Consider the following 21,688-nt stretch of genomic DNA (forward strand, 5'->3'; position numbering starts at 1 on the left):
GCCCTTCGCCAAATCGATCGCCAGCATGTTGATCGTCGTCGTCATTGGTGTGCCCTCCACTTGGTTCCTATGGAACCATCATGGCATACGAGATGCCGCTGGGTGGGGGCATCCACCGCATCAGTTCAGTTCACTGCGGGTGCAAGATGCTGGTCGCAGTTTGTTGGAAGCCGACCTAGGAGTAGTAATGGCCGGAGTGCCTGATCTTAAATCGACACGCGAAGGACGGTAGAAGGCCGCTTTCTGGACGCTTCGCAATTTCGAAACGCCGGGAGTAACCGAAGATTTGCCTGCGCTCGATGGTGGTGGGCAAGGGCAGGCGGTCGTCTTCCATGACCATCCTGCTCATCGATGCAGGACAGCGCGACGAAAGACACGAAGCCGCCCTACAGTCGCTCGGCGAGCTCCCGAAAGCTGTCGACCTCGATGTCATAGGTTCCGGGGGCCGGCATCCCGGGCTTCGCCTCCGGGTCGTCGCCCCATTCCCGGGGCCGGCGGACGAGCGCGGTACGGAACCCGACCTCGCGGGCAGCGTCAAGGTCGAACGGGTGGCAGGCCACCATCATGCAGGTCTCCGGCGCCAGTTGCAATCGCTGCGCCGCGCGCCGGTAGGCGTCGGGCAGGAGCTTGTAGACGCCCAAGCCTTCGCAGGACAGGACCGCGTCCCAGGCCAGCCCGTTCTTGCGCGCCGTGTCGATCACCAGCCGGTAGGACAGCAGGCTGAAGGAGACGGTAATGAACCTCTGGCGCAGAGCCTCCAACCCCTGCCTGACATCCGGCCAGGCGGTGAAGCCATGCGGCGCGTCCCAGGCGATGGCGTGGCGGTCTGTTTCGTCGAACATGTCCAGCCCGTGATCGCTCAGCACGGCGTCGAGACAGGCCCGGTGTGCTTGGTCGAAATTCCGGTCTGGCGGGCCGTCGGCGCCGAGGTTGAGCATCATGGCCATGCTGCGGTGGCGCAGCTCGTTGGCCAGGGCGGCGCCGTCCAGCGCGAGGCCGTGGCGCGCTCCGGCCGCTTCGAAGGCGGTTCTGAACCCGCTGTGCCAGTCCAGAACCGTGCCGCCGGTGTCGAAGGTCAGCGCCTTGATGGTGTCGCGCGTCATGCCGCCTCTTTCGCCAGTTGCTCGAGGATGCGGCCGTAGGTCTCCTCGCCCTGCGCACCGGTGACGAGGTGGCGGCCCGCAAAGACCATCGCGGGCACGCCGGTGATACCGCGTGATGTCCAGAGGGCTTCCTGCTGGCGCAGGCTCTCCGCCCTGTCGCCGCCTTCGATCATGACGATCGCGGCCACGGGATCGAGGCCGATCTCGGCGGCCACCTCGGCCAGAACCGCGGGATCGTGCAGGTTCTCGCGCCGGGTGAAGAAGGCGCGCATCAGCGCGAGACTTGCGTCATGCGCCTTGGAGTGATCCTGCGCCCAGTCGATGAGTTGATGCGCGCGGAAGGTGTTCACCATCCGCATGTCGTCGGCGTAGTTGAAGGTGAAGCCCAGGGCCGCGCCCATCTCGGTCAGCCGGGCGCGGGCCTTTTTCGAGCCTTCCGGCGTGGTGCTATACTTGGCCGCGAGGTGTTCGCGCAGGTTCTCGCCTTCGGGGGCCATGACGGGGTTCAGCTCGAACGGGTGCCACTGGACATCAATGTCAACGCCGGTTGTCTCTGAGGCGCTGGCGAGTTGGTGAAAGCCGATCACGCACCAGGGGCAGACGACGTCGGAGACAATGTCGACCCGGATGGGGGCGGGGCGCGTCATTGCCCCGCGCCCCTGTCCGCCCGGGCGTCCGCGGCGAAGCGGGCCGCGTTCTCGGCGGCAAAGGCCCCGTCATCGGCGCTCGCGTCATAGAACTGCGGCTGCGCCTTGGGGATGGTCAGCGCGCGCTGCACCGCCGGGCGGGCGTCGATACGGTCGAACCAGGCGCGCAGGTTGTCGAGGCCTTCGATCGAGACCCTGGCCCAGACATAGGCCCGCGCCCAGGGGTACACCGCCATGTCGGCGATCGTGTACTGATCCGCAGCCAGCCAGTCGCGCCCCTGAAGCCGGGTGTCGAGCACCTCGAGGATGCGGCGGCTTTCCTTGACGTAGCGTTGGGTCGAGAAGGGCTCGTCATGGCCGTTGGGCGCGGCGATGCGCTGGAAGTACATCGCCTGGCCCATCATCGGTCCGACGTGGCCCACCTGAAAGAACAGCCATTGCAGCACCTCTGAACGCGCCACGGCGTCCTCCGGCAGGAAGGATCCGTATTTCTCGGCCAGGTGCCAGAGGATCGCGCCGCTCTCGAAGATCGCCCGGTCCTCGGCGCGGTCCACGATGGTGGGGATCTTGCCGTTGGGGTTGAGCTTCAGGTAGTCGGGCGCCTTCTGTTCCGACTTGGCGAAGTCGATGAAGGTCAGGTCATAGGGCACGCCGGCCTCTTCGAGGAAGATCACCGGCTTGTAGCCGTTCATCGTGGCGGCGGTGTAGAGGTGGATGTCGGGGCGCGGCATGGCGGGGTCTCCCAGCGGAAATGCGGTGAGCCCGGGCGAACGAGCAGGCATCGCCCGGGCAGTGGATCAGGCGGCGGCCTGGTCGGCTGCGGCGAAGGCGCCGGCCAGGTGCGCGTCGAACCGGGCGAGATCGGCCTCGATCTCGGGGTTCTTCATCACGTCGAAGGCGGCGAAGCTCGGCAGGGGCGTCATGCCGAAGAACTTGGCGTTGAGATGCACCGGGCGCAGCAGGTCATCGACGCCGGCACCTTCGAAGAACGGCTCGGCGGGATCGTCGAAGGCCTCGCGCGGCGCGTTGAAGGTGGCGGAGATCATATAGCTGGTGCCGTCCAGGGCGCCGCCCATGCCGTAGTTGGCCTTGGGCGCCTCGGCGGTGCGGCCGTCGCCCAGCGTGAGCCGGCCGTCCATGCCGGCGGTATAAACCTCGTCCATGTACTTCTTGAACGACCAGGGCGCGCCCATCCAGTTGACCGGGAATTGCAGGATCACGGTATCGGCCCAGACGTGTTTTTCCACCTCGGCGTCGACATCGTAGCCCTCGGCAACGGTGGTCAGGCGGACCTCGTGGCCCTGGGCCTCCAAGTATTCGCGCGCGCGCTCGGCCAGGGTTGCGTTCAGCCGGCCGGGGGCAAAGGCATAGGGCTGTGCGCCGTTCAGAATCAGGATCTTGCTCATCTGTCTCTCCTTCAGGTCAGGTCGTGGCCGCTTGACTCGCGGCCGATTGGAACGCTATTTGCGTGCGCAGGGTACATCCGTCAACCAGTATACTTTTGGTAACCTAGATAGAAATGGTAGGAGACGCGTCATGCGCGCACGTGTGGAAGAAGACGGCAGGGGCCGCCGGCAGGTGCACGACGCCTGCACCGAGCCCTGCGCCATCGAGCGCGGGATGCGGATCGTCGGCGGAAAGTGGACCGGCTCGATCCTGTGGCATCTCAAGGACGGGCCGGTGCGGTTCAACGATCTCGCGCGGATGATCGGCGGGGCGTCGAAGAAGATGATCACCGAGCGGCTGCGGCAGCTTGAGGAACAGGGTCTGGTCCGGCGCGAGGTGCTGGAGACCTCGCCGGTGCAGGTACATTACGAGATCACCGATTTCGGGCGCAGCGCGCTGGGCTTTCTCGATGCGCTGCGCGAATGGAGCGAGGCTTTGCCAGAGGGGGTCCGCGCGGACTGAACTCATGTCAGGCATCGGTCCGCGTCAGTTGATGGCGGAAATAGCCCACGTTGACCGCGAGTCCGGGCAGCAGCCACTGGAAGAGCCGCACTACGTCTTGCACCTCGTCGGCGGACGCGCCCGCATTCGCCGGAGCGGCGAGACTGTGTTGCGACAGCCCCTGCAAGCCGGGCAATCCAAGCGCCAGTTCGACGGCGCGGGCATGGACCGCCTCGACTGCCGCCCCATGGGCCGGCCCGCCGACATGGCCCCTGAGCGCCCCCCAGGCTTCGGCAAAATATCCCGGCCACCGGGCGAGGGCGCGGTAGTCGGTGTTGACGAAGGGCAGGCCAAGGGTGGTGCGGATGTCCTCGTAAAGTCTGCGGCCCTCGGCATTCTGATGGTGCGCCTCGATCAGCACCAGCGGCTGGCCCGCGGGCCAGACCGGGCGGGTCGGCGAGGTGACCGCCGGCTCTGGCGCGTCGGGATTGCGGAAGGCCACGCCCTCAAGCACCAGCCGCGCGATGGTGGCCAGCAGAAGGTAGGGCATGTTGCCCTCGGAAAACACCTCGATCACCTGGTCGATGGCGGCCAGATCGGTATCGGAATAGCCCTGCGCCTTCAGCCCGGGGACCAATGAGGCAGGCGTCAGGCGCTGCGCTTCCGCCTCGGCCGTGGCGCGCAGCTCGGCGCAGGCCGCGGCGAAAGCGGTGCTGCCGGCCACCGGCCCGACATGCTGCCAGAGCGCGTCATAGAACTTCGGGTAGCCGGCGAAGGCCATGGCGACGACGCCCATCCAGGGCACGCCGAAGGCGCGTTTGGTCATCTCGTAGCTGTGCTTGAGATCGCCGGTCGCCAGGGCTTCTGGCGTGGTTCGCACCGGCGGCAGGGGATCGGGTTTCATCCGGGGCAGGGGCGGCATCTGGGTGGCTCCGATGAAGAGGGTGGGACTTGGTGTGCGCAGGGTGCAGGCGGGCCGCATACGGGCCAAAGTCGGCGCGAGCTTTGCGCCGGTTCAAAAACTCCATATGTTGCAGGGGCTTGAGGCAGACCCTGCCTCTAATGGTGTCAGAACTGAACGTTTCGGGCCAATAATGACCCTCCGCGCCTACCCGTGCTCCACGGCAAGGGTCCCGGCACGCTGCTCGTTCACCTCAGATGCATTCTTCCACGCCAGCTTTCGCTTGATCGTCGACACGCTGATCCCGGTCGCCGTCGCGGCCTTCTGGATGCTGCCGGCGCGGTCCACTTGCGCTTGCAGTAATTCGGCCTCATAGGCGCGCACCAGGTCGCGGACTTCGTCGGGCGCAACGTCCGCTGTCGCGGGCCTGTCCGGTGTCGCGAGGACGGGTGTCTGCGCCAGCGCCTCGCCCACCATCTTCGCCGTGATCCGTGCCGCGGGCTCCATCACCACGAAACGCTCCACCATGCTGCGCAGCTCGCGCACATTGCCGGGCCAGGTCCAGCGGGCCAGCCGGTTGATCGCGGCGCGATCGAAATATTTTTCGGCCCCGTGCCGGCTGTTGAAAGTGTCGAGGAAATGCTGCGCGAGGCTGGCGATGTCGGCGACCCGGCCCTTCAGCGGCGGCACTTCGATCTCGGCCACCGAAAGGCGATAGAACAGGTCTTCACGGAAGCTGCGGGCGGCGACCTTTTCGGCCAGTCCCTCGGTCGTGGTGGCGATCAGGCGGATGTCATGGCCCTTGCCGCGCCGTCGCGCATCCTCGCTACGGAACCAGGCCGCCATCCGCTCCTGCACCCGCTCCGGCATCAGGTCGACCCGCTCGAGCACCAGCGTCCCCCCGGCGGCACGGGCGAGCAACCCGTCTTCGCGCCCGTCGGATCCGAGGAGTTCCTGAAGCAGCGCATCCTCGGGCAGGGTGCCGAAGCCGATCCGCAACAGGCGTTTGCGCGACCGCTTGGAATAGCGGAACACCAGGTCGGCCAGCTTGCGCTTGCCCACGCCCGAGGCGCCGGAGATCAGCGCCGCCGCGTCGGTACGCGCCACCCGCATCGCCAGCCGCACCACTTCCTGCATCGCCTCGCTGGTCCAGATCAGCTCGCCATCCTGCGCGGTGGCCTCTCGGATCTGGCGCAACTCGCGCTCGTAGCCTTTGATTTCCTGCTCTGCGGCGGTCAGCTTACCTTGCATCTCGATCAGTTCGGTGGTGTCGCGCGAATTGATGATGACCCGCCGCACCGAACCGTCGCTGGCCAGCAGCGGGATGCCGGTGGCCAGCACCTTGCGGCCTGACTTGGTGGTCTGCAGCGCGGTCTGGCGTTTCTTGGTGGCGATGATCTTCCAGGTGATGAGCGGCTCGACATAGCCTTCGCGTTCCAGCTTGCTGGCGTCGCGGCCGAGGAAATTGCGCGCCGAAAGGCCATAGCAACGCTCGAACCCCGCGTTCATCCAGAGCGTCCGCCCGGCGCCGTCCGCCACGTAGATCCCGTCAAAGCAATTCTCGAAAATCTCGACGAAATCGTCGTAGCTGTCCTGCAGCGCCTTCAGCCCCTCGTCGGTGGTGGCGATCAGCCAGCTGGGCAGGAAATAGTGATCGACCGCCGCGCCCTGCCGCAGTGAGGCGACGCAATAGGCGGTGGCGCTCAGCGTCACCCAGACCGGGCTCTGGTCGGTGCCGTCCCGGCCGCGCAGCGCCTCGAGTTCGGGGTATTTGTCGGCCACCTCGGAAAGCGTGTGCAGCGGCCCGTCGAGGATGCTGCGGAGGAGCCGGTTGGCCTGGGTGATCCGCTCTCCTTCAAGCCGGAGAATTCCGAAGGGCAGGGCGTCGGTGTCGGGCTGCATGGCGGGCTGGCCTCTTCATGTGGCGGCAACGAGATAGTGTCAAATTTGAACACAGGGCAATCAAAATTGATACCGTTTTCTGTCTGTAGCGTTATATCTATCTGAAATAGTTAAAAATTATCAGGTCGCATCCATCTCCGCCCGGCGCCTTTCCCCTGCCGACTCACCTCTAACCTGAAGGCAACAATTCAGGAGGACAGATGTGACCGACATCATCGAAACCGACGTTCTTGTCATTGGCGAAGGCAGTGCCGGGCAGATCGCCGCGCTGGCCGCGAGCGAGGCCGGGGCCGACGTGGTTCTGCTCTACAATGGCCAAGCCTCGTCCACCGCGATCTCCACCGGGTTCCTGACCTACGCCGCGCATGAGGGCTTCCCGCCCGAGGAGGTCTTCGAGAACATGCGCGACGTCACCGGCAAGGGGCTGTGCGACGAGACCCTGCTGCGGCGGCTGGTGGACGAGGCGCCAGCCGAGATGGGCGCGATTATCGCCAAGTACGACATCCCCGTCGACCGCGCCCCGCGTGGCTTCCGGGTGCGCCGCTCCACCGGAATGCGCGGCAAAGATATTCTGGACGACACCTATGGCGCCGACGGGGCCGAGGACATGACCGGGCTAATGATGGAGTTTTCCTCCACCCACGGCACGGCCCTGTTCTCGCAGCTGCGCCGCGCGGCGAAAGCCAGCGAGGTACGCCGGGTGAAAGGCACCGCGCTCAGGCTGATGCGTGAGGGGCCGAGCGTCTGGGCCATCGTTGACGGTGCGCCGGTGCGCATCGCGGCCCGCGCGGTGATCCTCGCAACCGGCGGAATGCAAGGCGTCTACGAGTTCACCGACACGCCGCAGAACCTGTTGGGCGGCGGCCAGTCGATGGCGCTGGAAGCGGGAGCAGAGCTGGTGGACATGGAATTCATCCAGTTCTACCCGCTCGCCGTAAACGAAGAGGGCGCCCCGGCGATCTTCCTGTATCCCGATTATCCCTCGACCGCGAAGCTGGTGAATTCTGAGGGCGAGGACCTGATCGTCAAGCATATGGGCGCAGGCCAGTCGGCGCTGGCGGCGCTGCACAACTGGGATTTCCTCAGCTTCATCATCCAGTCCGAGATCATCGAGGGCCGCGAGGTCTTCATCGACTTCGGCGACACCACCGATGACGAATGGGCGCCGGACTCGCTGACCGCCACCTTCCTGTCAAAACATGTGCCCGACTACCGGATCCGACCGGTGCGCATCGCACCCTCGTCGCATTACACCATCGGCGGCGTACGGGTGGATCAGGACGCGCACACCGCCATTCCCGGCGTCTATGCGGTTGGCGAGATCGCGGGCGGGCTGCACGGCGCCAACCGCCACGGCGGCACCGCGCTGGTCGAGGCGATGACCTTCGGTGCGATTGCCGGGCGACATGCCGCCGCCAACCTGCAGACGCGCTCCAATGCCGCAAAGGACACGGCCAATCCGCCGGCGCTCACGCGGCCCGGATCGGGCGCTGTGCCGGCCGAGCTTCTGGCGCGGGTGCGCCGGGTCACGCAGCAGGGGCTGGGACCGGCGCGCAACAAGGAATTGCTCGACCGGACACTGACCGATCTGCGCGCGCTGCAGGACGAGATCGCGGCATTGGGCTGGGACGACGCCGAAGGGCTGATCGAGGTCACGCGGCTGGGCCGTGTCGCGCGGCTGGCCGAGGCCATGTGTCTCGCCATGGCGCGGCGCACCGAATCCCGCGGCACCCACATGCGCAGCGATTTCCCCGAGGAGGAGGGGCAATGGCAGCGCAAGCAGAGCCTGCGTCTGAACGGCGACAAGCTCGAATTCCAAGACATCGCGCTGGGGGACGAACCCCTGGCCGCAGCATCCTGAAGGGAGGACCCCAATGACATATTCCATCTTCAAACAGGCCGCCGCCGTAGCACTGGCCGGGGCGACGGCCCTGGGGCCGATGCCCGCCCTGTCCAAGGAAAAGATCAAGGTCGGCATCGTCACCTTCCTCTCCGGCCCCGCCGCCGGCCCTTTCGGGGTTCCTGGCCACCAGGGCGCGGAACTGGTGATCGAGGCAATCAACGCCGGCAGCCTGCCCGCGCCTTACGACACGCCCGGCTTCGCGGGGGCGAAACTGACCCCGATCTTCGTGGATGAGGCGGGCGGCAACACCAAGCAGGTGGCCGAATACCGCAACCTCGTCCAGAAACAGGGCGTCGACGCGGTGATCGGTTATATCTCTTCCGGCTCCTGCCTGTCAGTGGCGCCGGTGGCCGAGGAACTGGAGACGCTGACCATCATCGCGGTCTGCGGTTCGCCGCGGCTCTTCGAGGAAGGACCGAAGACGCATGTCTTCCGCACCACCGGCCATGCGGTGGGCGATGGCGTGGCCGCCGCCCTCTACGTGCGCGACCAGCTCGGCGCCGAGAACTACACCGGCATCAACCAGAACTACGCCTGGGGCCAGGACAGCTACAAGTTCTTCGACCTCGCAATGAAGACGATCAACCCCGACAGCGAGGCCTCGGGCAACCCGCAATTCCCGAAGCTCTTCGCCGGCCAGTTCGGCACCGAGATCTCGACGCTCTCGCTCGACAAGGCGCCGCTGGTGCACTCCAGCTTCTGGGACGGCGACATGGAGGCGTTTGTCCTGCAGGCCGGGGTGCGCGGCTTCTTCCAGCAGAAGACCTTCATCTCGACGCTGGGCGCCTCGGCCGTCGACCGGCTCGGCAAGCGCTTTCCCGAGGGCGTGGTGATGGGCACCCGTGGCGAATACGGGCTCTTGGTGCGTGACATGGACACGCCGCTGAACCGCTGGTTCGTCGATCACTACAAGGAAGAATTCGGCGACTACCCGCTCGGGCCGTCCTACCAGTACGCGCAATCGCTCCTGGCGCTGAAGATCGCGATGGACAAGGCCGCGGAGGAGGCCGGCACTTTCCCGACGCAGGCGCAGATCGAGGCGCAGCTGAAGGGCCTCGAATGGGACAGCTTCGGCGGCCGGATCTCGATGTCGCTCGGCGACGGGCACCAGGCGGTGCACCCGGTGGGCTATGGCATCACCGGCTGGGACAAGGACCGGGGTGAGCCGGTGGCCACCGACGTCAAGTTCTACCCCGCCGACTGCATCATGCCGCCCGAGGGCCAGACCGGCCTCGACTGGCTCGAAGCCGGCATGCCCGGCGCAACCTGCTGACAGGGTCCTCCCCGGTGGCGTGTCGGGCCCGGCCCGGCGCGTCGCTGGAGGGGAGGGAGGAGATACCATGCAACTGCTATTCACCATACTTCTGGACGGGTTGGTCTATGCCTCGTACCTGTTCATCGTCGCCGCGGGGCTGACGATCACCTTCGGGGTGATGAAGATCCTCAACGTGGCCCATGGCGGCTTCTACGCCTGGGGCGCCTATACCGCGGCCTATTTCATCGGCTCGGCCTCGGAGATGGGCTTTCCCGACTGGTTCGGTTTCCTGATCATCGCGCTGGCGGCGCTGGCTGTCGGCATCGCGCTGGGGCTGGTGATCGAGCGGGTGATCCTGCGCCGGATGTACGGACACGAGGAGATCCTAGTCGTGCTGGCCACCTTCGGGGTCTTCCTGATCCTCGAAGACTTGATCCTGCTGATCTTCGGCGTGAACCCCTATTTCGCCTACCAGCCGATGGTGGCGCTGGGAAATGTCGAACTGGGTGGCATCTTCCGCGATGTCTATTCGCTGACGCTCTTTGCCGTGGCCTCGGCCGTGGCGCTGGCCAGCTGGTGGGTGCTGACCCGCACCCGCTGGGGCAAGCTGATCGCGGCGGTGATCCATGACCGCGAGATGGCGCTGAGCATCGGCATCAACGTCAGCCGCGTCTACGTGGTGACCTTCTGCGCCGGCGCCGTGCTGGGCGCGCTTGGCGGCGCTTACATTGCGCCCACCGTCTCCGTCGCGCCGGGCTTTGCGGTGGACATCATCGTGCTGAGCTTCGCCGTGGTGGTGATCGGCGGTATGGGGTCGATCCCCGGCGCCTTGATCGGCGCGTTGCTGGTCGGGCTGCTGCGCGCGCTCGCCGTGCACATGCTGCCCGAACTGGAGCTTTTCGTGATCTTCCTGGTGATGTCGGCGGTGCTGATCGTCCGCCCGGAAGGTCTTTTCGCCCCCGAACAAGCGAGGAAAATCTGATGACCCGTTCGATTGCAACCGACAGGACGGTGCAGTTCGCCGCGCTTGTCCTTCTGGCCGTGGCGGCTTCGGGCCTCGTCCTGCCCGCCTGGGTGGTGAACAACCTGATGTTCGGGCTGGCGCGTGGCGCGGCGGTGCTGGGGCTTCTGGTGCTCTGGCGCACAGGGCTCATGTCCTTCGGCCATGCGCTCTATTTCGGGCTGGGGGCCTATGCGGTCGCCATGTCCGAGCAGTGGATGGGCGTCACCGACTTCGCCCTGCGCATCGTGATCGCCATGCTGGCCGCGACGCTGGTCGGATTCCTGCTTGGCTTCATCCTGCGCCGCTACCGCGACATCTTCTTCGCGATGCTCTCGCTGGCGTTTTCGATGGTGCTCTACGGCATCCTTGTGAAGACCGAGGCGTTGGGCTCGACCGACGGCTTCTCGGTCTCGCAGACCACCTTTCTCGGATGGCTGCCCGAAGACAAGCTGGCGCTCTTCATGGCGATCTCGCTGGTCTGCCTGCTGCTGGCGGTGCTGGTGCAGGTCTACCTGAAATCGACGCTGGGCCGGCTGACCACCGCGATCAAGGACAACGAGATCCGGGTCGAATACCTCGGCTTCTCGGTGGCCCGCGCGATCCATGTCAAATACGTGATCTCGGCGGCGCTCGCGGGGGCTGCGGGTGGCATGATGGCAATGGCGCTGGGCCAGGTGGACCCCGACAGCATGGTCTACTGGACGGTCTCGGGCGAGCTGGTCTTCATCACCATCATGGCCGGGCCGGGCAGCGTGCTGGCGCCCTTCGTCGGGGCGATCCTGTTCGAGTTCCTGCGCACCTATGCCTTCGAGATCGCGCCCCATGCATGGCAGCTGATCGTCGGCGCGACTCTGCTTCTCATCATCTTCTTCCTGCCCGGCGGCGTCTGGTCGCTGCTGGAACGGATCCCCTTTGTCCGGAGGCTGCGCCATGAGTGACACCCCCATCCTTTCCGTTCGTGACCTGCAAAAGACCTTTGGCGCCGTGGTCGCCGCCAAGGACATCACCGTCGACGTCCCCGCGGGCCAGGTGGTCGGCGTGATCGGCGCCAACGGCGCGGGCAAGACCACCTTCGTCAACATGGTGACGGGCTACCTCAAGCCGTCCGCCGGGACGATCCGTTTTGCCGGCGAGGACATCACCGGCATCCCGCCGCGCGACGCTGTGCATCGCGGGCTGACCCGGTCCTTCCAGGTGAGCCAGGTCTTCATGTCACTTTCGGTGCGGCAAAACCTGCTCTCGGCGCTGGCGCTCGCCCGGCGCAACGGCGCGGCCCTGCTCAGGCCTATTCGCGACCCGGCGCTGATGGCGGAGTGCGAGGAGGTCATGGCACGCTACGGTCTGACCACAGTGGCCGACAGCGACGCCAGCGCGCTTTCGCAGGGCTCGCGCAAGCTCCTGGACATCGCCATGGCGGTGGTCAGTGGACCGAAGATGCTGCTGCTGGACGAGCCGACCTCCGGCGTCGCGGCGGAAGAGAAGTTCGCCATCATGGACACGGTGATGAACGCTCTCAAGGCCACCGGGACCACGGTGCTCTTCATCGAGCACGACATGGAGATCGTCGAGCGCTACGTCGACCGGGTGCTGGCCTTCTTCTCGGGCGAGGTGATCTGCGATGCGCCACCCGCGCAGGCGCTGGTCGACCCCAAGGTGCGCGAACTGGTGATCGGCGACACCCACACAACGACAGAGGAAAAGGAACGGGCCTATGCTTGAGATCGACAACCTGAATGTCTCGATCGGCCCGGTGCCGATCATCCGTGACGGCGCGCTGCGCGTGAAACCCGGCGAAATGATCGGGTTGATCGGCCCCAACGGCGCCGGGAAAACCACCATGATGCGCGCCATCATGGGGCACTTGGGCGTGCAATCGGGCACCATGGATTTCGACCATTTCAAGCTGCCGCAGACCCCGCCGCAGGACCGGGCGCGGATCGGCATCGGCTACATGCCCGAGGACCGCAAGCTGGTGCCGCACCTGAGCGCCGAGGAGAACATCCTGCTGCCGGTCTGGGCGGTCGACATTCCCGATGCAGAGGACCGGCTGAACTGGATCTACGGGCTGATGCCCGAGGTGCAGGCGTTCCGCGCCCGCAGCGCCAATTCGCTCTCGGGCGGCCAGCAGAAGCTGGTGGCGCTGGCCCGCGCACTGATGATCGGCGGGCGGCTGATCCTGCTCGACGAGCCCTCCGAGGGCATCGCCCCGGTGCTGGCGCGGCGGATTTCCGAGATCCTGCGCGACCTGAAATCCGAGGGCGTCTCGATCCTGATCGCCGAGTCCAACGATCACCACTGCGCCGACCTGCTCGACCGCAGCTATCGCATCGAACGCGGCGCCACGCGCGCCGCCTGATCCCCCGGGCAGACAGGAGACCGACATGCTGGAACCCGACCTCATCGAAACCCGAAAGGGAAACACCGGGCGGATCACGCTGAACCGCCCGGCGGCGCTCAATGCCATGACCCATGACATGGTGCGCCGCATGGCCCGCATCCTCTCGGAATGGGAGGCCGACCCGACGATCACGTTGATCCTTGTCGATGGTGCGGGCGACAAGGCGTTCTGCGCCGGCGGTGACGTCGCCGCCTTGTACGCGGCCGGAAAGGCCGGTCGGTTCGAAGAGGTGATTGCCTTCTGGCGCGACATGTACGCGCTGGATTTGCAGATTGCGGAACTCAAGACGCCCTATGTGGCCTTCATGGACGGCATCACCATGGGCGCCGGCGTCGGCATCGGCGCGCATGGCGCCCATCGTGTGGTCACCGAAAGGACGATGTTCGCGCTTCCGGAATGCGGCATCGGGCTGGTGCCGGACGTGGGAGCCAGTTACCTGTTGGCCGCTCTGCCCGAGGGGATTGCCCGCTACATCGCCCTGACCGGCGCGCGGCTCCGCGGGGCGGATTGCGTCGCCCTGGGCCTCGCCGATCATCTGATTGCCGCGGCTGACAAGGCCGAGCTGATTGCATCCCTGGTTGCGGCGGGTGGTCCCGATCCCCTGAGCCAACTGCCGCCACCAGCCGAGCCAGGTGAAATCCATGACGTGGCCGATCAGGTAACGACGGCCCTTGCCGGCCTCGATGTCCATCGCATGGTCGGGCAGCTCGAAGCCTTGAGCGCGGGTTGGGCGCAACGTGCGGCCAAGGCCCTGCGCGCCGGGTCGCCGACCTCGCAGGGGCTGGCGCTCCGCCTTCTGCAGCAAGCGCGGGACGATCGCGACTTGCGTCGTTGCCTCGCTCGAGACCTCGAGGCGGCAACCTACTGCCTGAAATCAGGCGATTTCCTTGAAGGCGTCCGCGCGGCCATCATCGACAAGGACAAGATGCCGACCTGGCGGGCGCTACAGCCTACATCGCCCGCTCTCTAGCCAGGTGATCCCATCGTCATGGTCCCACCTCAGTGCGTAAGCACGACCTTTTCTTCACAAGGCGATATTCCGAAGTGCTGCTTGTAGCGTTTGGAAAACAGGCCTTGCGTTGAAAATCCGCAGGCCGTGGCAACGTCGATCACGCGCATCTGGGTTTGCTGCAACAATGCGCGTGCCCTCTCGAGTCTTAGAATCATCATGTAGGTTTTCGGGCTCACTCCCAGGTATCGACGAAACAGCCGCTCAAGTTGGCGTGTCGATATGCCAACCTGACTGGCGATGACCGAAGGTGAAACAGGTTCTTCCCAGGTTTCCTGCATATAGGTGATCGCTTTCGCCACCCTTTCGTTCCTGTGTTTCAGGCGGTGAAGCGTGGAATTCCTCTGACGGCAATGCCCATCACGCATAGGTCCACAAAGCAGTTGGCCAGCGACCTGAGTGGAGGTTTCCGGGCCTGCCTTTTGGCGGATCAGCGCAGAAAACAGATCCAGAGTGGCCGCGCCTCCGCCGCAGGAGATGACTTTTAGAGTCTCTTCAAAAATCGTGCAGGCGGGTTCCAGATCCTGATAGCCTTCGTCGAAGACAGGTTTCATTTTCCAGTGTGCACTGATGCGTCCTTCGTTGGCGATCCCGATCCGGGCGAGAAACAATGCGCCGCCTCCCACACCGCACAGCCGTGCGCCTTGTCGCGCGGCGCGTCGTAGCCAAGCCACGGCCTTACCGGATTTCGGGTACTCCTGCGAATTGAAGGCGCAGCACAGAACGATGCAATCATTCCGCTGGACATCCGGCAATGCGCCATCAACGGCCACTTTGAGGCCTGAAGAAGAGACGACGCTGTCGCCCGTTTCACTGGTTGTTTTCCATTGAAAGAACGCGTTGCCCAGCGTTTCGTTTGCCGCGGCCAGTGAGTCGATTCCGGACCCGAGTTCCAATGCCGAGAACCCGGGCATCAACAGGAACACGAAACGGTTCACCTCGACCAAGTCGCTCAGCGCCGCTTCGATGTCTTTCTCTGGTCGCCCCATGGTCGCAACTCCCTATCAAGACCGCATGTTCGCGCCGTTGGCGTCGTAGAGTGGTCCTGCAAGGACATGCGCGTCGTAGAAATTGCCTAGGATCTCGACCCGGAGCGTGGTGCCGGGGGTCGCACAACCCGTGTCGACATAGCCCATCGCCATCGATTTGCCGACACGGTGCGCATAGCCGCCCGAACTGACGTAGCCGACCGGCGCGCCGTCTTTCAGGATCGCCTCGTCATGGGTGACGTCGATCCCCTCCGTGTCGATGACCATCGTCACCAGTTTCTGCGAGACACCTTCATCGCGCGCCTTCAGCGTTGCCGCTTTGCCGACAAAGTCCTTCTTCCAGTTGATGAAGGCATCCATGCCGGAGGAGATCGCGTCGTAGTCGGGACGGTATTCCATCGTCCAGACCCCCCAGCCCTTTTCGAGCCGCATCGATAGCAGCGCGCGCGCGCCATACCAGCGAAAGCCCAGATCAGCACCGGCCTCTTCGATGGCGTCGGCAAGACGCATCAAGTATTGCGGCTTGCAGTAGATCTCATAACCCAACTCGCCGGAGAAACTGATCCGGTTGATAATTACCGGCACACCACCGACGAACGTCTGCCGCACGTCGCGGAACCTGAAGACTTCGGCTGAAACATCGTCGCGTGTGATCCAGGCCAGCAGGTCCCGCGATTTCGGACCGGACAATGCGATCCCGTGCCAGTCGTCCGAGACGTTGGCATAGGAAATGCCGGAGGGTAGGTCTTTTTCGAACCAGCGGCGGTGCGCCTCCTGCATCGCGCCCGAGCCGAACAGCATGAAGTGATCCTCAGCCAGACAGGCCACCGTCAGATCGCCGTAAAGCTTGCCCTTGGGCGTCAGCATCGGCGTCAGCGTCAGGCGGCCGGGCTTTGGAACGTGCCCGGCGAGGATGTGGTTCAGGTGGTCACGCGCGTCCGCACCCTTGAATTCATGCTTGGCAAAGTTGGCAATCTCTATACCACCGACAGCTTCTCGAACGGCCTTGATCTCCCGCGCGACATAATCGTGCGACCGATTGCGCTCGAAGGTCGGAACTTCATGCGCGTCGTCGGGGCCGTCGGCAAACCAGAGCACGTGTTCGAGGCCGAAACCCTGATCCATGACCGCCCCCTTGGCGATCATGCGATCATAGAGCGCGGTGGTCTTTTGCTTGCGGCCCTTTGGCAAAGTCTCATTCGGGAAGGTCATCACAAACCGGCGTTCGTAGTTCTCCGACGACTTGATCGTGCCCCAGTCAGGTGTGGCGAATTCACCAAAACGCGCGACATCCATCGCCCAGACATCGATGGAGGGCTCCCCGTCGATCATCCATTCCGCAAGCGTCAGACCAACGCCGCCGCCCTGGCAGAAACCGGCCATGACGCCAACCGCCACCCAATAGTTCTTCAGGCCCGGAACAGGACCGATCAGCGGGTTGCCGTCAGGTCCAAATGTGAACGGGCCATTGATCACGTCCTTGATCCCGGCATTGGCCATCGCCGGAAGGCGTTCGAAGGCGGTTTCCAGACGATCCGCCACCCGATCGAGATCCGGCGGCAGCAATTCGTGCCCGAAGTCCCATGGCGTGCCGCCGACTTTCCACGGGGTCGCCTTGGCCTCATAAGTGCCCAGCAACATACCCTGTCCTTCCTGACGGCAGTACACGTTGGCCTCGAAATCGATGCCATGCGGCAACTGCTGACCGAAGTTCACAACGTCGTCCATGCGCTCGGTGATCAGGTAATGGTGCTCCATCGGCTGAACGGGCAGATGAATGCCAGCCATATGGCCCACCTCGCGCGCCCACAGACCGCCGCAGTTCACGACGTGTTCTGCATTGATCGTGCCCTTTGGGGTGACAATGTCCCAGCTGCTGTCGGGGCGCTGTGTCATATCGGTCGCGCCACACTGGGTGAAATACCGCGCGCCATGCGCCTTGGCCGCCTTGGCAAACGCATAGGTCGTGCCGGACGGGTCCAGATGGCCATCCTGAGCGTCCCACAGCACCGCGTGATAGTGGTCGGGATCGATCAGCGGATGACGCTCGGCCAATTCCTTGGGCGAGATGAATTCCTGGTCCAGCCCCATGTAGCGTGCTTTCGAACGCTCACCCTTCAGGTAGTCATACCATTCCTTTGTGGAGGCGGCATAAAAGCCACCGGTCTGATGCAGGCCGACGGATTGGCCCGAGAGCGCTTCGATCTCTTTGTACAGATTGATCGTATAGGATTGCAGGCGCGAGATATTCGGATCCGAACTGATGGTGTGAATGCCCCCCGCCGCGTGCCAGGAAGACCCGGACGTCAGTTCGTCCCGTTCGAGCAGCACCGCGTCTTTCCAGCCGAACTTGGCCAGGTGGAACAGGATCGAGCACCCAACAACACCGCCGCCAATCACGACGACCTTGGCGTGAGAAGGCAGTTTCTTTGCGCCATTGGTTCCGTCGATCTGGATTGTGGGCATGTCTTGGTCTTCCTAAGGTCAGCGTTTGCTCTGGCCACACTTCAGGGCGGGCATCTCAAAAATCGGTCGCAGCGCCACCCTCGGCCTTGCGCCTGGTGACGAAGGCATCAAGTTCTTCCCGTATGGCAGGGTCCAGGGCCGGGGCCTCATAGGCGGCAAGGCGGCTCTTCCACTCAGCGTTTGCGCGTTCGATTGCAATCGGCGACCCTGCTTCCCGCCAGGTCTCGAAATTGCGCCAGTCGCTCAGGATCGGGGAATAGAAAGCATCGCGATACCGCGCCTGCGTGTGGTCGGTGCCAAAGAAATGGCCGCCTGGCCCGACCTCGTTGATTGCGTCCAGCGCCAGGTCTTCCCGGTTGGTCGAAACCGGCTGAAGAAACTCGGAAACCATCTGCAGCAGGTCGATATCGAGAATGACCTTCTCGTACGAGCAGCACAGCCCGCCCTCCAGCCATCCGGCCCCGTGCATGAGCATGTTGGCACCGCCATTGATGGCACCCCAGAGCGAGAAGACCGCCTCATATGCCGCTTGCGCATCCACCGTATTGGCAGCGCACACGTTGGAGGAGCGATAAGGAATGCCATAGCGCCGCGCCAGCTGCCCACCGATATGCTGCGCCTTCATGTATTCCGGCGTGCCGAAGGCGGGCGCGCCGGTCTTCATGTCGACGTTGGAGGTGAAGCCGCCATACATGACCGGCGCTCCCGGCCGCACCATCTGGCTCAGGGCGATACCCGCCAGCGCCTCGGCATTTTGCAGCGTCACGGCCCCGGCTATCGTGATGGGCGCCATGGCCCCTGCCAGCGTGAACGGCGTGATGACGACCGGCTGGCCCATCTCGGCCAAGGCCATCACGCCCTGCAGCATCGGAATATCGAGCTGCAGAGGAGAGTTCGTATTGATAATCGAGAACATGCAGGCCTGATCCCGCATCTGATCATGGGTCAGACCATGGGCAATCCGCGTCATCTCTATGGCATCGGAAACACGGGCTTCCCCAAGCGAGTAGATGCAATAGGCCTTGTCGGTCAGCGTGATGTAATCCTGTATGCAATCAAGATGACGGACAGAGGCGTGAATATCGACGGGTTCCACCGGATACCCGCCCGTGACGTGCAGAACATTGTGCATCTGGGCCAATCGCAGGAAGTTGCGATAATCCTCTTGGTTGCCTGCCCGGCGGCCCCGGTCAGTATCCGAGCAATTCGGTGCGCTTGCCATCATGTTGAAGACGAGGTTGTCGCCGCCCATTGTGACGTTGTGCCGGGCGTTTCGCGCATGCAGCGTGAATTCCGACGGCACAGATGCAATGGTCTCGACGATCAGATCGGGGTCAAAACGCACACGTATCTCGCCGTCCCTGACATCGGCCCCCGCTTTTTTCATCACAGCGCGGGCGCCCTCATGCAGTACGTCCAGACCGGTTTCGAAAAGGAGTTTCAGGGATGCCTGGTGGATGTGTTCGACCTGATCATCCGAGATCAGCGCGATGGACGGGTAGGGGCGTTTCAGCCGCATAAACGGGCGCTGTACGATTGCCGGGGCGGATATTCCGCTATCACGGCGACGTCCTCGGCGTCCGCGCGCCACTCGGGTCAGTTGCTCAGACGCCATTCAGCAATGCCTTCGAAGCCGGAGGAATATTTGGGAGGGCGTAAACTGGTCTGGGTCCGCGCGCGTCAGAACCGCGATTAACCAAAGCTGCCGATCCAAGGCTGCCACGCTCAATGCTGAAATGATCCAAGCAGACGACGCCTTCCGCACCAAGAGTTGACACGGCAAGTCTGTGGTAAGTTTGGGGTTCAGGCAAATGACCAATAGGAACGCCCATTCGTTTTTGTAATGACTATGGTCCGAGAGGAGCAAAGTGCATGGCATCCTCATTCAGCAATCCGCGCACCATGACCTCCGGAAATTCTCCCAGCCTCCGCGCCGTTTCGGTTGTCGGCACTTGCCTGAGCGTCACCGGCGCGGCGTGGCAACTTGGCGTCACCCAGAGCGCGGTCAGCCGGCAGATCAAGGCGCTGGAAGACACGCTGGATTTCAAGCTGTTCGACCGCGTCGTCAACAGCATCGCGCTGACCGCCGCGGGGCAGGCTATCCGTCAACGGATTATCGAGACCTTCGGCCTTCTCGAAAACGGCGCAACTGGCACGTTCCAGCGGCAGAAAATCAATCTACCGGCGCTGGAATATCTTGCTCAAGCGTCAGCAATATCGACCGTGCGTTGCAGGATATCGACGCCCTGTGTTTTCCAGAAATGCAGTAGGTCAATGAAAATCCAGTTCTCGGCCAGCTTGTCGCCCTCGCGGCGGTAGATGTCGATCACCCGCATTTCGCCGGGTTTGTCCGATCCGGGCATCCCCATGAAGCCGCCTGTGTGCCGGGCGGTAAAGTTTGGCCAGCCGAAGAAGCCGCCGTAGTGACCTTCGGCGACGCGGGCGAGGTGGCGGGTTTTGGAACGATCGGTAAAGGCTGCGCGGAATGGGCCCGAGTGCTGTTTGGCATAGCGTTCGATCGTGTAGGTCGCGCCGATCCCCGCCGGGCCCCACCAGATCATGTCGTCGTGCCAAGTTTGGGCCAGTTCTTCCTCTAGCGGTAGGCCCGACCGCCAGGTTCCCAGATCGCCGATCATGGCATTGATGGCAGCAAGAGTTGCCTGGCCCTCAGCCTCAGGTGCATCATCGTAGAGCAATCCATCGTGGGTCAGCGGGCCGGGCTGAACCAGGTGCGCGGCTGTCTGCGGTGGGAAGGGGTTGAGCCCGGCCTGCATCATAAGATGCGGAATGTCGAAATACATCGCGGTTTCGACGATCCGGCCATTTTCGACCTTGTTGAATTCGCAATAACGCAGAAAGGCCATCTTGCCGGTCGGCGCAATGCCCAGCCACGGCCGATCAAATAGGCCCATCAGGTGGCCCATCGATACCACCCAGGTGCCTGTGAACCCGTCGATCTCGTTACGCCCGGCAAAGAAGATATCCTGCCGCCGCTGCATCCGTGTGAGCGACAGGCGCAGCGGTTTCCAGAAGTGCTCCGCCACCGCGTCTGGCCCGGTCAGTTCGCCAAACGGATGAAACCCGCGCCACAGCGCATCGGGTGTCATTGCTTCGGCAAGTATCGATCCGATTCGGTCCGGAGACGCACCGTCCAAACCGGCATAAAGGTCTCGAACGACTTGCTTTTCTTCCTGAATGTCAACGGCGGCGCAAAATCCGGCCACTGGGCGGAGCAAAAGTCGGCCAGTCTGGGCGTGACTGGCGCCTTGGCAAACGTGGTCCGCATATAGCTGACGGTTGCCAAGGCGCCTTGGTCCGCGAGGACCAAACGCGGTCTTGTTCAGGAGTTCTGCCGGGCCTTGCTTTGAGCGAGGCGATAGCTGTCGCCGTTCATCTCCAGGATGCTGACATGGTGGGTCAAACGGTCGAGCAAGGCGCCTGTCAGGCGCTCTGATCCAAAGGTTTCCGTCCATTCATCGAACGGCAGGTTTGAGGTGATCAGGATTGAGCCGCGCTCGTATCTCTGGGAGATCAGTTCGAACAGCAGTTCGGCTCCGGTCTTGCTGAGAGGTACGAAGCCCAGTTCGTCGATGATCAGGAGCCTCTGTTTCGCCAGTTGCTTCTGAAGCCGCACAAGTTGGCGTTCATCTCGCGCTTCCATCAACTCGTGAACGATGGCGGCGGCGGTGGTGAAGCGGACGGCCATCCCCTTTTGACAAGCGGCCAGGCCGAGACCGAGGGCCACGTGGGTCTTGCCGGTACCGCTTGGACCAAGGGCGATGACGTTCTCGCAGCGGTCGATCCATTCGCAGCGCGCCAGCTCCAGGACCTGCATCTTGTTGAGCGACGGAATCGCGGCGAAGTCGAAGCTGTCCAGACTCTTGGTGGCCGGGAACCGCGCTGCCTTGATCCGGCGTTCGATCATGCGCCGCTCGCGGTCGATGAGTTCCAGTTCGACAAGGCGGGCAAGGAACTGGACGTGATCGCGCCCCTCGGTCGAGCAAAGCCGGGCCTGCTTGTCGTATTCCCTCAGGATGGTCGGCAGCTTCAACTTCTTCAGTTGATGGTTCAACAGGATCTGCGGCGTCTTAGTCATGTCGAGGCGCCGGCGGTCAGGCACAGGTAGCTGGCCGGAGATGTCGTCGCCACCTTCGCCCTTGGCAGGTAGGGATAGATATCGAGGTCGAGCCTCGGAGGCCGATGTTCGACCCGGCACAGCACCAGG

General features: G+C 63.9%; 21 protein-coding genes. 10 read left to right on the forward strand and 11 right to left on the reverse strand.

Translation table 11 applies throughout. The annotated features are described in order from the left end of the window. The coding region (locus ACN0SE_RS10230) for a hypothetical protein (RefSeq protein ID WP_417524416.1) at positions 1 to 232 on the forward strand (232 nt) is incomplete at its 5' end. Positions 233 to 386: 154 nt separating this feature from the next. Here the strand turns inward: ACN0SE_RS10230 and ACN0SE_RS10235 are convergent. The 4 genes from ACN0SE_RS10235 to ACN0SE_RS10250 form a co-directional block, all read right to left on the reverse strand. After that, a complete protein-coding gene (locus tag ACN0SE_RS10235) occupies positions 387 to 1,103 on the reverse strand; it encodes an HAD family hydrolase (RefSeq protein ID WP_417524417.1) in 717 nt (238 codons plus the stop codon). Then, a complete protein-coding gene (locus ACN0SE_RS10240) occupies positions 1,100 to 1,750 on the reverse strand; it encodes a DsbA family oxidoreductase (RefSeq protein WP_417524418.1) in 651 nt (216 codons plus the stop codon). The genes ACN0SE_RS10235 and ACN0SE_RS10240 overlap by 4 nt, the downstream gene beginning before the upstream one ends. Continuing rightward, on the reverse strand, positions 1,747 to 2,481 hold the full coding sequence (locus ACN0SE_RS10245) for a glutathione S-transferase family protein (RefSeq protein ID WP_417524419.1): 735 nt from the start codon (positions 2,479 to 2,481) through the stop codon (positions 1,747 to 1,749). The genes ACN0SE_RS10240 and ACN0SE_RS10245 overlap by 4 nt, the downstream gene beginning before the upstream one ends. Before the next feature lie 66 nt (positions 2,482 to 2,547). Beyond that, positions 2,548 to 3,156 (reverse strand): NAD(P)H-dependent oxidoreductase, encoded by a 609-nt coding sequence (locus tag ACN0SE_RS10250; RefSeq protein WP_417524420.1) that lies wholly within the window; start codon positions 3,154 to 3,156, stop codon positions 2,548 to 2,550. A gap of 130 nt (positions 3,157 to 3,286) precedes the next feature. Between ACN0SE_RS10250 and ACN0SE_RS10255 the strand changes: the two genes are divergently transcribed. Further along, positions 3,287 to 3,658 carry a winged helix-turn-helix transcriptional regulator gene (locus ACN0SE_RS10255; protein ID WP_417524421.1) on the forward strand — a complete coding sequence of 124 codons (372 nt, stop codon included), beginning with the start codon at positions 3,287 to 3,289 and terminating at the stop codon, positions 3,656 to 3,658. Positions 3,659 to 3,665: 7 nt separating this feature from the next. On the opposite strand, the gene ACN0SE_RS10260 is transcribed toward ACN0SE_RS10255, so the two are convergent. Both ACN0SE_RS10260 and ACN0SE_RS10265 read right to left on the reverse strand, forming a co-directional pair. Continuing rightward, positions 3,666 to 4,559, reverse strand: coding sequence for a halocarboxylic acid dehydrogenase DehI family protein (locus ACN0SE_RS10260; RefSeq protein ID WP_417524422.1), 894 nt, complete (start codon positions 4,557 to 4,559; stop codon positions 3,666 to 3,668). Between the two features lie 186 nt (positions 4,560 to 4,745). Then, complete coding sequence (locus ACN0SE_RS10265; RefSeq protein ID WP_417524423.1) at positions 4,746 to 6,440, reverse strand: sigma 54-interacting transcriptional regulator; 1,695 nt, start codon at positions 6,438 to 6,440, stop codon at positions 4,746 to 4,748. Positions 6,441 to 6,642: 202 nt separating this feature from the next. Between ACN0SE_RS10265 and ACN0SE_RS10270 the strand changes: the two genes are divergently transcribed. From ACN0SE_RS10270 to ACN0SE_RS10300, 7 genes are all read left to right on the forward strand, one after another. Beyond that, positions 6,643 to 8,301: an FAD-dependent oxidoreductase gene (locus ACN0SE_RS10270; RefSeq protein WP_417524424.1), complete on the forward strand. Its 1,659-nt coding sequence runs from the start codon at positions 6,643 to 6,645 to the stop codon at positions 8,299 to 8,301. Between the two features lie 13 nt (positions 8,302 to 8,314). Beyond that, entirely contained in the window at positions 8,315 to 9,616 is a 1,302-nt protein-coding gene (locus ACN0SE_RS10275; protein ID WP_417524425.1) for an ABC transporter substrate-binding protein, read from the forward strand. Between the two features lie 67 nt (positions 9,617 to 9,683). Then, positions 9,684 to 10,580 (forward strand): branched-chain amino acid ABC transporter permease, encoded by an 897-nt coding sequence (locus tag ACN0SE_RS10280; RefSeq protein WP_417524426.1) that lies wholly within the window; start codon positions 9,684 to 9,686, stop codon positions 10,578 to 10,580. Then, positions 10,580 to 11,539, forward strand: a complete 960-nt coding sequence (locus ACN0SE_RS10285) for a branched-chain amino acid ABC transporter permease (protein ID WP_417524427.1) — start codon at positions 10,580 to 10,582, stop codon at positions 11,537 to 11,539. Before ACN0SE_RS10280 ends, ACN0SE_RS10285 begins: the two co-directional genes overlap by 1 nt. After that, the gene (locus ACN0SE_RS10290) at positions 11,532 to 12,320 is read left to right on the forward strand and encodes an ABC transporter ATP-binding protein (protein WP_417524428.1); all 789 of its coding nucleotides are present in this window, start codon (positions 11,532 to 11,534) and stop codon (positions 12,318 to 12,320) included. The genes ACN0SE_RS10285 and ACN0SE_RS10290 overlap by 8 nt, the downstream gene beginning before the upstream one ends. Then, positions 12,313 to 12,957 carry an ABC transporter ATP-binding protein gene (locus tag ACN0SE_RS10295; protein ID WP_417524429.1) on the forward strand — a complete coding sequence of 215 codons (645 nt, stop codon included), beginning with the start codon at positions 12,313 to 12,315 and terminating at the stop codon, positions 12,955 to 12,957. The genes ACN0SE_RS10290 and ACN0SE_RS10295 overlap by 8 nt, the downstream gene beginning before the upstream one ends. 25 nt (positions 12,958 to 12,982) lie before the next feature. Beyond that, complete coding sequence (locus tag ACN0SE_RS10300; RefSeq protein ID WP_417524430.1) at positions 12,983 to 13,969, forward strand: enoyl-CoA hydratase/isomerase family protein; 987 nt, start codon at positions 12,983 to 12,985, stop codon at positions 13,967 to 13,969. Positions 13,970 to 13,998: 29 nt separating this feature from the next. Here the strand turns inward: ACN0SE_RS10300 and ACN0SE_RS10305 are convergent, their stop codons facing one another. Genes ACN0SE_RS10305 through ACN0SE_RS10315 form a run of 3 tightly spaced genes read right to left on the reverse strand, consistent with a single transcriptional unit; the run spans position 13,999 to position 19,078 of the window. Beyond that, complete coding sequence (locus ACN0SE_RS10305; protein WP_417524431.1) at positions 13,999 to 14,997, reverse strand: GlxA family transcriptional regulator; 999 nt, start codon at positions 14,995 to 14,997, stop codon at positions 13,999 to 14,001. A gap of 15 nt (positions 14,998 to 15,012) precedes the next feature. Further along, positions 15,013 to 17,463 (reverse strand): GcvT family protein, encoded by a 2,451-nt coding sequence (locus tag ACN0SE_RS10310; RefSeq protein ID WP_417524432.1) that lies wholly within the window; start codon positions 17,461 to 17,463, stop codon positions 15,013 to 15,015. Between the two features lie 55 nt (positions 17,464 to 17,518). Beyond that, positions 17,519 to 19,078, reverse strand: coding sequence for a trimethylamine methyltransferase family protein (locus ACN0SE_RS10315; RefSeq protein ID WP_417524433.1), 1,560 nt, complete (start codon positions 19,076 to 19,078; stop codon positions 17,519 to 17,521). 257 nt (positions 19,079 to 19,335) lie between these two features. Here ACN0SE_RS10315 and ACN0SE_RS10320 point away from each other — a divergent pair, with 257 nt between their 5' ends. Next, positions 19,336 to 19,782: a LysR family transcriptional regulator gene (locus ACN0SE_RS10320; protein ID WP_417524434.1), complete on the forward strand. Its 447-nt coding sequence runs from the start codon at positions 19,336 to 19,338 to the stop codon at positions 19,780 to 19,782. Here the strand turns inward: ACN0SE_RS10320 and ACN0SE_RS10325 are convergent. Together ACN0SE_RS10325 and istB are read right to left on the reverse strand one after the other, a co-directional pair. Continuing rightward, positions 19,665 to 20,660 carry an ester cyclase gene (locus ACN0SE_RS10325; protein WP_417524553.1) on the reverse strand — a complete coding sequence of 332 codons (996 nt, stop codon included), beginning with the start codon at positions 20,658 to 20,660 and terminating at the stop codon, positions 19,665 to 19,667. The two genes, ACN0SE_RS10320 and ACN0SE_RS10325, sit on opposite strands and share 118 nt — an antisense overlap. A 143-nt stretch (positions 20,661 to 20,803) precedes the next feature. Beyond that, positions 20,804 to 21,559: an IS21-like element helper ATPase IstB gene (gene istB / locus ACN0SE_RS10330; RefSeq protein ID WP_417524435.1), complete on the reverse strand. Its 756-nt coding sequence runs from the start codon at positions 21,557 to 21,559 to the stop codon at positions 20,804 to 20,806. Positions 21,560 to 21,688: the final 129 nt, after the last annotated feature.

The sequence above is a fragment of the Marinovum sp. genome, assembly GCF_048263515.1.
GTDB lineage: Bacteria > Pseudomonadota > Alphaproteobacteria > Rhodobacterales > Rhodobacteraceae > Marinovum.